This is a genomic window from Citrobacter freundii complex sp. 2024EL-00216 (genome assembly GCF_043945515.1).
In the GTDB taxonomy this organism is placed as follows: Bacteria; Pseudomonadota; Gammaproteobacteria; order Enterobacterales; family Enterobacteriaceae; genus Citrobacter; species Citrobacter portucalensis.
On sequence record NZ_JBIMRA010000004.1, the window covers coordinates 232,818 to 244,863 of the forward strand.

The window sequence follows — 12,046 nt, forward strand, 5'->3', positions numbered from 1 at the left end:
CGTATAGGCATTAAGCCGGTTTTGTTAGCCCAAAAAATTCACGGGCAGTCAACTCATCACGCGCAATCTGCGCTTTTAGTTCATCCAGCGAGGCAAATCGCTGTTCGCTGCGTATTTTTTTACGCAGTACTACATCTATATGGCGACCATACAGGTCCATTACAACGTCCAATAGATGCACTTCCAACTGTTGGCGTACGCCTGCTACCGTCGGGCGGGTGCCGATGTTGGCGACGCCGGGCAACGGTTTATCGCCCAGTCCCATCACTTCAACCGCATAAACCCCTTTCACCGGAGAAACCTGGCGACGCAGCGGTAAGTTTGCTGTCGGAAAACCGATGGTGCGCCCTAATTCATCACCGTGAACGACACGTCCTGAGATAGTAAAAGGATGCCCAAGCAGGCTTTCGGCCAGTTGCAGGTTATCTTCTGCCAGCGCCTGACGTACCGCGGTGCTGCTAATGCGCACACCGCCTTCGCAGAAGGTTTGGGTGCTGGTGATATCAAAACCATACTCAGCGCCCGCTTCCTGTAATAACAAGAAATCGCCCGCACGGCTAGCGCCAAAGCGGAAATCATCACCAACGGCAAGAAATTGTACACCAAGGCGCTTAACCAGCAGATCGCTGATGAAGGTCTGCGCTGTTAATGCCGCAAAGCGCCTGTCAAAACGCACGCACAGCACGTAGTCCACGCCGCATTCCGCCAGATAACGCAGTTTTTCGCGCAGGCGAGTGAGGCGCGCAGGTGACTTGTCGGTCGCAAACAGCTCCAGCGGCTGCGGCTCGAAAATCATCACCATCACCGGTAAATTGCGTTTGCGCCCTTCTTCCCGTAAACCCTGCAGCAACGCACGGTGGCCACGGTGCACGCCGTCGAAATTACCAATAGTCAGCACACACCCATGCGGGGCCTGACTGAGATTATGTATGCCTCGTATCAGCTTCATGTCTGGCTCAAAACAGTGAAAATCGTGAAAGTATACCCTGTACCGCGGTCAACGTTAACCGGCGATTGTTTCTACGAAACAGAAAGAGGATTGTTTTCATTGTTATGAAACAAATTGCAGACCTTCACGGGCACGCCAATGCAATTTTTCTCGTGGAAAAGCTGTATTCACGCCACGCAAGCTGGTAGAATCCTGCGCCATCACTACGCAACGAGTGCTGCAATTTAAACGGCGCTTATTTGCACAAATCCATTGACAAAAGAAGGCTAAAAGGGCATATTCCTCGGCCTTTGAATTGTCCATATAGAACACATTTGGGAGTTGGACCTTGGCTAATATCAAATCAGCTAAGAAGCGCGCCGTTCAGTCTGAAAAGGCCCGCAAGCACAACGCTAGCCGTCGCTCTATGATGCGTACTTTCATCAAGAAAGTATACGCAGCTATCGAAGCTGGCGACAAAGCTACTGCACTGAAAGCATTTAACGAAATGCAACCAATCGTGGACCGTCAGGCTGCTAAAGGTCTGATCCACAAAAACAAAGCTGCACGTCATAAAGCAAACCTGACTGCACAGATCAACAAACTGGCTTAATCGCCTGCTTGTTGTCGCTTTGTGAAAAAACCCGCGCAAGCGGGTTTTTTTATGCCTGCTATCTGACGTTTTTCTCTTTAGCCACTGATGTTGTTCTCGCTCGTTCACACTCTTCCTGACCAGCCTGTTTTTTCAGCTATTCCTTCCTCAGTCGCGTCGCGTAATACTTGAAAGTTATTTTCTTTCACTGTTTTCCTTTTTTTATTTCATTATTAAAAAAACTGTGACCACCTTAGCAAATAGAAACATCGTTCATTCAAAAACGAATAAACGCAATCCTGATGTAAGATTTGATAATTGATTGCTTCGGTAGGGTTAACTACTTTTCATGTACACCTTACTCACTCATTTTAATCTGAGGTTAAATTCAGTAACGACATAAAAAATAATATTTAAAACTTGCTTGGAAAGTAGAAGATGTTTTTCTGGGCGTATCGTTCCAGTATCGGAGTTATTATTATGAGTTCTGTTATTGAGGATACCCAGTCATGCGGGTCAACATCATTATCTTTACTACAGCGTATTAGCTACGGCTCTTTGGATGTGGCGGGTAATCTGCTGTATTGTTTCGGTTCAACTTACATTTTATATTTCTACACAGACGTTGCAGGTATTAGCCTCGCCGTAGCAGGCGTCATCCTGCTGCTGGCGCGTATTGTCGATGGCATAGACGCCCCTATATGGGGGATCATCATCGATAAAACGCGTTCGCGTTACGGTAAATGCCGCCCCTGGTTTTTATGGTTGCCATTACCTTTTGCCGTATTCAGCGCCCTGTCATTTTGGTCTCCTGATATCAGTATGACCGGAAAAGCTATCTATGCAGCAATATCTTATATGATTGCCAGCATTCTATTTACCGGACTTAATACACCGCTCAGTGCAATATTACCCCTGATGACCTTATCTCCTAAGGAAAGACTAGTTTTAAATTCCTGGAGAATGACCGGTGGGCAAATTGGGGTTTTATTAATGAATGCGACCGCACTGCCGTTAGTTGCTTTTTTAGGTAACGGAAATGATCATGCGGGTTTTATTTATACGGCGATTATATTTTCCGTAATATCCTGTTCGTTAACGCTTTTCGCCTTTAAAAATATCCGAGAAATGAATACGGATAAAATTCAACAAGAACCTAAATTGCCGATGAAAAAGAGTTTTGCGGCAATGAAAGGCAACTGGCCATGGATCCTGATGGTGCTGGCAAACCTGATCTTCTGGATTGCCCTACAACAACGCTCCACAACGATTGTCTACTATCTGACCTACAACCTCGACCGCAAAGATCTGGTTCCGCTGATTAACAGCCTGGCGACAATTCAGATCCTGTTTATCATCGCTATCCCCTTCTTTAGCAAATACCTGGCTAAAACGTGGATATGGGTAGGCGGTCTGCTGGTCGCCACGCTTGGCGGCATCATGATGTGGCTGGCAGCGGACAACATTCCTTTTCTCATCGCCGCCTGGGTACTCGGCAATATCGGCAGCGGTATCGCCTGCTCAATGCCGTTTGCCATGCTGGGCTTCGCCGTCGATTTCGGTGCCTGGAAGACGGGTATTAAGGCCACCGGCATTCTTATCGCCTTCGGCAGCACCTTCTGCATCAAGATGGGTAGTGGCCTCGGTACCGCTTTCGCTGCCTGGATCATGAACAGTTTTGGCTATGTCCCCAACCATGCCCAGAGCGCTGCGGGTCTGGAGGGAATTACCTGGGCCTTTATCTGGGCACCCGCCCTACTCTTCGCGCTCGCAGCGATCCCACTACTTTTCTTTCGTAAATACGAAGCGATGGAAGAGAAGATTCGCCACGATCTGGAAACCATCAACTAAAAACGATCTTTACCTTCACCCTCGAAATATGGGAGGCACCACCATGCCATTTATGCAACATGACCCGCGTCGCCTGGTCTGGCAGCAAAACGATCGCTATTTATGGATTGAACCCTGGGGCGAGAACAGCCTGCGCGTACGCAGTGGCCGTCATCTGCCGGTAATGAGAAATGAAGACTGGGCATTGACTGAGCCAGTCGCAGAAAGCCACTGCCACATTGATTATGAGCACCACCAGGCGACGCTGACCAACGGCAAAATTATCGCTATCGTCAATCAAAAAGGACAAGTTACCTTTTACCGCCATCCACACAAACCTCTGTTGCAGGAGTTCTGGCGCCTGCGGGGCGAAATTGGCGAGGATGAATCTTCTCACGGCCAGTACGTCAGCGCACTCAACCTTGAAGGGCGCGAATTCCGACCTATTCAGGGTGGGAAATATTCACTTAAAGCCCGCTTCGAAGCCACCGAAGGGGAAAAAATTTATGGTATGGGGCAGTATCAACAGGCTAACCTGGATCTCAAAGGATGCGTTCTTGAGCTGGCGCAACGTAACTCCCAGGCCTCAGTACCGTTTATGCTCTCCAGTCTGGGCTACGGATTTTTATGGAACAACCCGGCAGTCGGGCGCGTAACCTTTGCCCACAACGTTACCGAATGGGAAGCACAGGTCAGCGAACAGCTGGACTACTGGATCACGGCTGGCGATACCCCAGCAGAAATTAGCCGGGCATATGCGCTGGCTACCGGCACACCGCCGATGATGCCGGACTACGCCATGGGCTTCTGGCAGTGCAAACTCCGCTATCGTACGCAGGCAGAGCTGCTGGAGGTTGCCCGCGAATATAAGCGCCGCAATCTGCCTATCTCGGTGATCGTTATCGACTTCTTTCACTGGCCGAATCAGGGTGACTGGATGTTCGATGCACGAGACTGGCCCGATCCTGATGCCATGATTGCCGAGCTGAAATCGCTGGGAATCGAGCTGATGGTCTCCGTCTGGCCGACGGTGGATAACCGCACTGAAAGCTATCGGGAGATGCGCGAAAACGGCTGGCTGGTACAAACGGAACGTGGCTTGCCGATCAATATGGATTTCCTCGGCAACACCACTTTCTTTGATGCTACCCATCCGGGTGCGCGGGACTACGTCTGGGGCAAAGCCAAACGCAACTATTATGATAAAGGCGTGAAGCTATTCTGGTTAGACGAAGCCGAACCTGAGTTCAGCGTTTATGACTATGACAACTATCGCTACCATGCCGGGCCGGTACTGGAAGTGGGCAATATCTACCCGCGAATGTACGCCAAAACCTTTTTTGATGGCATGAAAGCCGATGGTGAAGATAAGGTTATCAACCTGCTACGTTGCGCCTGGGCCGGCAGTCAAAAGTACGGCGCACTGGTCTGGTCAGGTGATATTCACTCCTCGTTTAGATCGCTACGCAACCAGTTTGCCGCCGGACTCAATATGGGAATCGCGGGTATCCCGTGGTGGACGACGGATATCGGTGGTTTTCATGGCGGTAATATTCACGACCCACATTTCCATGAACTGCTGATCCGCTGGTTCCAGTGGGGCGTATTTAGCCCGGTGATGCGTCTGCACGGCAACCGCGATCCGCAGATTTTACCGGAACAACCGTACCGGGATGGTATCGCCCAGTGTCCTACCGGTGCACCGAACGAAGTCTGGAGCTACGGTGAGGACGTGTGCGACGTACTGACGGGTTGCCTGGCGTTGCGAGAGAAACTGAAGCCCTATATCAAAGCGCTGATGGAGGAAACCCATAAGCACAATACGCCAGTGATGCGCCCCCTGTTTTTTGATTTCCCCGAACAGGAAACAAGTTGGGCAATCACTGACCAGTACTGTTTTGGTCCTGACCTGCTGATTGCCCCCCTAATGCATGAAGGTATGCGCGAACGTGATATCTGGCTACCTGAAGGGGAAACATGGACGGATCTTACGACCGGCGAGAGTTATTCGGGAGGGCAAACGTTGCACTATGCCGCGCCATTGAACAGAATTCCGGTATTTATCCGCGAAGGTGGGCAGTATCGTAGCTTATTGAGGCTATAGCATGAAACCGGCTGCGGGTGAGTACCGCAGCCGGAAGTATTACGGTAAGTATGTCTACTGTGGCTTGAACAATGCCGAGTAGTCCGCATTGCAAATACGCTGCACCGCCGGATGCTGGATCATTCTTTCCGCAAATATGGCGTGATACTCTTCCATCACATTTTCTACGCGTCCAATTTCAACAATAGAATCATCAGCATAGAAATTGTGCGAATACAGAGTAGGTGCAACAAAAATAGCATTATGCGTTGCCCCAAACGCTTTCATCAGCGCAGCGTCATCAAATTCGCCGAGGATTTCGACATTCAATCCTTGTGAGTTGATCCAGTTCAGCAGCTTACGTCCGAGCATCGAACGACGTCCAGGGATCAGCAACCGACGTTCCTCAAGGCAGGCCGGGAATGGTTTTTCAGGCAGCGGTTTGGTGCACCAAAAACTCACGCTGCACTCGCCTATCCGCACTGAGAACAACCCTTCCTGCTGCGTAGAATCAATCGGACAGTCGGAGATAATCATATCCAGCTTATGCTGGCTGAGTTGATCCAACAGCATCTCGTGCGTTGACTCAAAACAACGCAGATGGATTTGTTCATCTTCAACCACAGCGGCATCCAGTACGCTGCTGACCAACTGCTTCGATAGCGCATCCGCCACGCCGACATCGAACAGCAAATTAGACTCTTTGCGGTAGTTCACGATATCCAGCATTTCCTGGCTTAAGGTGAACATCTTATCCGCGTAACGAAAAACCAATTCGCCTAACTCACTGGGCTCCAGCCCACGCCCCTTCCGCTTAAACAATTTTCCCTGTAAGCGTTCCTCAAGCGCTTTAATCTGCCCGGTAATGGTCTGCGGTGTCAGATAAAGCGCTTCTGCTGCACCAACCACTGACCCTTCTTTATAGACATGCCAAAAGTAGTACAGATGGTTGTAATTTATATGAGACATACTCTCTCCCTGAAAATTGTCACGAAAGGGTTATCCCGTCAGGCTGATGCGTTCAACCGGGCACGTAACCAGCAGTAACCTATCACTGCCGACAACAAGGAGCCGATCAGGATCCCCAGTTTTGCCCAGTTAATCAGCTCAGGATCGACGTTGCCAAACGCCAGGCTGGCAATAAAAATCGACATCGTAAAGCCAATACCGCAAAGAATACCGACCGCCATAATCTGCTGGAAATTCGTTCCTTCCGGCAATTGCGCCACCTTGAGGCGTAACGCCAGCCAGCAAAACAGACTGATACCCAACGGCTTACCGATCAACAAACCTGCAATGATCCCCAGCGGTAATATCGAGGTCAGTCCATCAATAGTGACGCCCTGCAGTGAAACGCCCGCGTTGGCGAAAGCAAACAGTGGCAGGATCAGGTATGCCACCCATGGATGCAGAACATGCTCCAGTCGCTTCGCCGGTGAACGCCCGTGTTTTTCCTTCAATGGAATGAAGAAGCCCACGATCACGCCCGCCAGCGTTGCATGCACGCCAGACTTCAGTACGGCAGTCCACAGCACTACGCCGACCAGAATATAAATACCGGTGCGTCTCACTCCGCACAGATTCAATCCTGCCAAAACAAGGATTGCGCACGCGGCAACGCCCAGCGACAGCAGCGAGAGGTCGCTGGTATAGAACAGTGCGATGATTACGATAGCGCCGAGGTCATCAATAATCGCCAGCGCCATCAGGAAGATTTTCAACGCCAGTGGTACACGACTGCCCAACAACGCCAGCACACCTAACGCAAAAGCAATATCCGTTGCCGCCGGGATCGCCCACCCTTCACGGGTGATGGGATCGGCATAGTTGAATGCCAGGTACAGCAGCGCCGGGACAATCATGCCCCCGATAGCAGCAATGATCGGGAACGCCGCCTGACGCAGACTGGCCAGCGAACCTTGCATTAACTCGCGCTTTACTTCCAGACCAATCAACAGGAAGAACACCGCCATCAACGCGTCGTTGATCCACAACAGCATATTTTTGTTGATCTCAAGCGCGCCAACCCGCAGTTGAACGGGCGTTTCCAAAAAGGCGTGGTACCATCCACTGGTAACCCCGATATTTGCCATCAGCATAGCGACCACGGCTGCGATGATCAGAATGATGCCCCCCGAGGCGTCACTACTAAAAAAACGATGCAGATGTTTCACTTTTATTCTCTCTATTGGGTGAATACTTCGTAAATACTATCTTACACCCTCAAAAAGCTCGTTAAAATTAGATTATTCATGATGGATAAATCGGTTTTTACGATCTATACAGAGTAAGTCGATAAAGATTTTCCGAGCGGAAAACAGAAATAAAAAAGCCTGAGACTTTTCAGTCCCAGGCTTTTTATTCGAGATAAAACTGCGAATTAGCGAGTCAGATCGTCAAAGAACTTCTTCACACCGTCGAAGAAACTTTTGGAGCGCGGACTGTTTTGTTCGCCGGTCGGGCCGCCAAAGCTGTCCTGCAGATCTTTGAGCAGTTGCTTCTGCTTGTCGTTCAGGCCCACTGGGGTTTCAACCACCACGCGGCACAGCAGGTCGCCCTGAGCGCCACCGCGTACAGACTTGACGCCCTTTCCACGCATGCGGAAAAGTTTGCCAGTTTGCGTTTCGCCCGGAATTTTTAGCTTCACGCGACCGTCCAGCGTTGGGACTTCAATCTCGCCGCCCAGCGCAGCCATCGCAAAGTTAATCGGTACTTCGCAGTACAGGTTATTGCCTTCACGTTCGAAAATTGGGTGCTGTTTTACCTGCACCTGAACGTACAAATCACCTGCTGGCGCACCATGTTCACCGGCTTCACCTTCGCCCGCTAAACGAATGCGGTCGCCGGTATCAACCCCTGCCGGGATCTTAACGGACAGCGTTTTGCTTTTCTCAACGCGACCATGACCGTGGCATTTGTTGCACGGATCTTTGATCAGCGTACCGCGGCCCTGGCAGTGTGGACAGGTCTGCTGTACGGCAAAAAAGCCCTGACGCATCTGTACCTGACCAGAACCGTGACAGGTTGGACAGGTCTGTGGCTGAGTACCTGCCTTCGCACCGCTACCGTGGCAGACGTCACACTCTTCCAAAGTCGGAATACGGATCTCTTTGGTGACGCCACGCACGGCTTCTTCCAGAGTGAGATCCATGTTGTAACGTAAATCAGCACCACGTGAGGCGCGCTGACGACCACGACCGCCGCCAAAGATATCGCCAAACACGTCACCAAAGATATCGCTGAAGTCAGCCCCGCCGCCAAAACCGCCGCCGCCGCCCATGCCGCCTTGCTCAAACGCAGCATGACCGTACTGATCGTAAGCCGCACGTTTTTGCGCATCGGTCAGGATTTCGTACGCTTCTTTGATCTCTTTAAACTTGGCTTCGGCCTCTTTATCACCCTGGTTGCGGTCCGGGTGAAATTTCATGGCCAGGCGCTTGTAGGCCTTTTTGATTTCACGCTCTTCCGCTGATTTGGAAACGCCTAAAATCTCGTAATAGTCTTGCTTAGCCATCTCTTTTTATCTGCCCCTAACATGCGTGCACGGGCGGAGAGGAAACCTCTTCGCCCGTGCCAGTAATTACCCGTTCAAAGGGCGATTATTTTTTGTCTTTCACTTCTTCAAACTCGGCATCGACAACGTCGTCATCTTTCGCGTTGTTTGCAGAAGCATCAGCGCCTGCTGCACCAGCCTGCTGCTGTGCGTGCTGCTGCTGAGCGATTTCCATCAGTTTCTGGGAAACCTGTGCCAGCGCCTGCATTTTCGCTTCGATATCCGCTTTGTCTTCGCCTTTCAGAGAAGTTTCCAGCGCTGTCAGTGCAGACTCGATGGCAGTTTTGTCGTCAGCTGGCAGTTTGTCGCCTGCTTCTTCAACCTGCTTACGAGTGCTGTGCAGCAGATGGTCACCCTGGTTACGAGTCTGAACCAGCTCTTCAAACTTACGGTCAGATTCTGCGTTCGCTTCTGCTTCGCGAACCATTTTCTGAATTTCTTCTTCGTTCAGACCAGAAGAAGCCTTGATGGTGATCTTCTGCTCTTTACCGCTGTTTTTGTCTTTCGCGGAAACGTGCAGGATACCGTCGGCATCGATGTCAAAAGTAACTTCGATCTGCGGCATACCGCGCGGAGCCGGGCTGATACCATCCAGGTTAAACTGACCCAGATCTTTGTTATCAGCGGCGCGTTTACGTTCACCCTGCAGCACGTGGATAGTTACCGCAGACTGGTTGTCTTCAGCGGTAGAGAACACCTGGCTGTGCTTGGTCGGGATAGTGGTGTTTTTCGCGATCAGTGGAGTCATCACGCCACCCATGGTTTCGATACCCAGAGACAGCGGGGTAACGTCCAGCAGCAGCACGTCTTTCACATCACCGGTCAATACACCACCCTGAACGGCAGCACCGATTGCCACTGCTTCGTCCGGGTTAACGTCTTTACGCGGCTCTTTACCGAAGAACTCAGCAACTTTCTTCTGTACCATCGGCATACGAGTCTGACCACCGACCAGGATAACGTCCTGAACGTCGGAAACAGACAGACCAGCATCCTGCAGAGCAACTTTCAGCGGCTCGATAGAACGGTTAACCAGGTCTTCAACCAGGCTTTCCAGTTTCGCACGGGTCACTTTGATGTTCATGTGTTTCGGACCAGTCGCGTCTGCAGTAATGTACGGCAGGTTCACGTCGGTCTGCTGAGCGGAAGACAGTTCGATCTTCGCTTTCTCAGCGGCTTCTTTAAGACGCTGCATCGCCAGCGGGTCATTACGCAGATCGATACCCTGATCTTTCTTAAATTCGTCAACCAGGTAGTTGATCATACGGCTGTCAAAGTCTTCACCACCCAGGTGGGTATCACCGTTGGTTGCCAGAACTTCGAAGGTTTTTTCGCCGTCAACTTCGTCGATTTCGATAATAGAGATATCGAAAGTACCACCACCGAGGTCATAAACCGCGATAGTACGGTTGCCGACTTCTTTATCCAGACCGTAAGCCAGTGCCGCTGCGGTCGGTTCGTTGATGATACGTTTTACTTCCAGACCTGCGATACGGCCAGCATCTTTGGTTGCCTGACGCTGAGCATCGTTGAAGTATGCAGGTACGGTGATAACCGCTTCAGTTACCGGTTCGCCCAGGTAATCTTCAGCCGTTTTCTTCATTTTTTTCAGCACTTCAGCAGAAATCTGCGGCGGTGCCATTTTCTGACCTTTTACGTCAATCCATGCATCACCGTTGTCAGCACCGATGATTTTGTACGGCATGATGGCTTCATCACGCTGTACTTCTTCGTCCTGGAAGCGGCGGCCAATCAGGCGTTTAATCGCAAACAGGGTGTTTTGCGGGTTTGTCACTGCCTGACGTTTAGCCGGCTGACCAACCAGAGTTTCACCATCCTGGGTATAAGCAATGATAGAAGGCGTGGTGCGATCGCCCTCGGCGTTCTCCAGCACACGTGCAGTAGTGCCATCCATAATCGCTACACAAGAGTTGGTAGTACCCAGGTCGATACCAATAATTTTACCCATCTAAACGTCTCCACTAAAAATTCGGTCATCATGTGGTTGTGAATCTGTAATAAGGGCGAAACGTGCGGTTTCAACTACCCTGAATCGTTTTTTTTCAGACTCACCACTGCGGTTGTCTACAAGATGGGGTCGTAACCCACGTCATCAAGGGGGGCATGAAAATTTTTTTTAGCACAGTGGCGATAAAATTAAGGTAAAAAGGCAGAAAGGCAAAAAAACGAATAGTTTCCAATCAAAATCAATTCACAAAACAAATCAAAACCAGCACGGTCATTCATGTGAAAATTGTAATAAAAAGAAAAGATTACGACCATGAAACGGTTTCCCGTCGGCGGTAAGATGGTCTGATGTCACACCCTTTTACAGCCGTCAAAGAGAAATTCCATGAAATCCGCGTTAACCCTTTCCACCAGCCTGCTTATGGGCCTGCTGCTGAGCAGCGCCGCGCACGCTAACGATCATAAAGTTCTGGGTATGATTGCGATGCCCCGCAATGCAACCAACGACCTTACGCTGAGAATTCCCGTTTGCCGGGTGGTGAAGCGCATTCAGCTCACCGCCGATCGCGGCGATATTAAACTTAACGGCGCATCCGTCTACTTCAAAGCAGTACGCACTTCCAGCCAAAGCCTGAACGTCCCGTCATCCATTAAAGAGGGACAAACGACCAACTGGATCACTATTAATAGCGATAATGACAATAAACGTTGCGTGTCTAAAATCACCTTCTCAGGCCAGTCAGTAAACTCCTCTGACATGGCAACGCTGAAAGTTATTGGCGACGACTAATTCCGCACATTTTGATTCAGAAGCCATAGAAAACATGCGGGGCCGACACGCGGTTGATGCGAAAGCCTTTGAACTAGAATAACCACTGCCGCGCCCATGACGCAGCGCCATCTGGCGATGGGTATTTCTCACCAGATCGTCCACCAAATCCCTCAGATCCCGGCGGTACTTCAAATCGTCTGTCTTAGCAAAATGATCAACCACGCGTAAGCGTGATGCCCATCACAGGGAAAATAATTCATTTTCCCTTCGTTAGATCATAGACAGTGCCCTCTCCCCTGATTATCATGCCGCGCCCCGAA

The 12,046-nt window shown here is 50.5% G+C and carries 9 protein-coding genes and 1 pseudogene; 4 read left to right on the forward strand and 6 right to left on the reverse strand.

Annotation, left to right across the window (positions count from 1 at the left end; translation table 11 throughout):
• Nucleotides 1–10 precede the first annotated feature (10 nt).
• Together ribF and ACHHZ7_RS07110 are read right to left on the reverse strand one after the other, a co-directional pair.
• Complete coding sequence (gene ribF / locus ACHHZ7_RS07105) at nt 11–949, reverse strand: bifunctional riboflavin kinase/FAD synthetase (protein WP_003829725.1); 939 nt, start codon at nt 947–949, stop codon at nt 11–13.
• 7 nt (nt 950–956) lie between these two features.
• Nucleotides 957–1,172, reverse strand: a pseudogene (locus ACHHZ7_RS07110) (DUF2575 domain-containing protein).
• Nucleotides 1,173–1,277: 105 nt separating this feature from the next.
• Here ACHHZ7_RS07110 and rpsT point away from each other — a divergent pair.
• The 3 genes from rpsT to ACHHZ7_RS07125 all read left to right on the forward strand — a co-directional run bounded on the left by rpsT (nt 1,278) and on the right by ACHHZ7_RS07125 (nt 5,454).
• Entirely contained in the window at nt 1,278–1,541 is a 264-nt protein-coding gene (gene rpsT, locus ACHHZ7_RS07115) for a 30S ribosomal protein S20 (RefSeq protein WP_003018940.1), read from the forward strand.
• 459 nt (nt 1,542–2,000) lie between these two features.
• Nucleotides 2,001–3,371 (forward strand): MFS transporter, encoded by a 1,371-nt coding sequence (locus ACHHZ7_RS07120; RefSeq protein ID WP_060683756.1) that lies wholly within the window; start codon nt 2,001–2,003, stop codon nt 3,369–3,371.
• Nucleotides 3,372–3,414: 43 nt separating this feature from the next.
• Complete coding sequence (locus ACHHZ7_RS07125) at nt 3,415–5,454, forward strand: TIM-barrel domain-containing protein (RefSeq protein WP_060682775.1); 2,040 nt, start codon at nt 3,415–3,417, stop codon at nt 5,452–5,454.
• A gap of 54 nt (nt 5,455–5,508) precedes the next feature.
• Here the strand turns inward: ACHHZ7_RS07125 and nhaR are convergent, their stop codons facing one another.
• The 4 genes from nhaR to dnaK all read right to left on the reverse strand — a co-directional run bounded on the left by nhaR (nt 5,509) and on the right by dnaK (nt 10,955).
• On the reverse strand, nt 5,509–6,402 hold the full coding sequence (gene nhaR, locus ACHHZ7_RS07130) for a transcriptional activator NhaR (protein WP_032942332.1): 894 nt from the start codon (nt 6,400–6,402) through the stop codon (nt 5,509–5,511).
• Between the two features lie 38 nt (nt 6,403–6,440).
• Nucleotides 6,441–7,607 carry a Na+/H+ antiporter NhaA gene (gene nhaA, locus ACHHZ7_RS07135; RefSeq protein ID WP_008786152.1) on the reverse strand — a complete coding sequence of 389 codons (1,167 nt, stop codon included), beginning with the start codon at nt 7,605–7,607 and terminating at the stop codon, nt 6,441–6,443.
• Nucleotides 7,608–7,813: 206 nt separating this feature from the next.
• The gene (gene dnaJ, locus ACHHZ7_RS07140) at nt 7,814–8,947 is read right to left on the reverse strand and encodes a molecular chaperone DnaJ (protein WP_003829737.1); all 1,134 of its coding nucleotides are present in this window, start codon (nt 8,945–8,947) and stop codon (nt 7,814–7,816) included.
• Nucleotides 8,948–9,032: 85 nt separating this feature from the next.
• Entirely contained in the window at nt 9,033–10,955 is a 1,923-nt protein-coding gene (gene dnaK / locus ACHHZ7_RS07145) for a molecular chaperone DnaK (RefSeq protein ID WP_003829739.1), read from the reverse strand.
• 384 nt (nt 10,956–11,339) lie between these two features.
• Between dnaK and ACHHZ7_RS07150 the strand changes: the two genes are divergently transcribed.
• Nucleotides 11,340–11,744 carry a DUF2541 family protein gene (locus tag ACHHZ7_RS07150; protein WP_060682776.1) on the forward strand — a complete coding sequence of 135 codons (405 nt, stop codon included), beginning with the start codon at nt 11,340–11,342 and terminating at the stop codon, nt 11,742–11,744.
• The last annotated feature ends 302 nt before the right edge of the window (nt 11,745–12,046 follow it).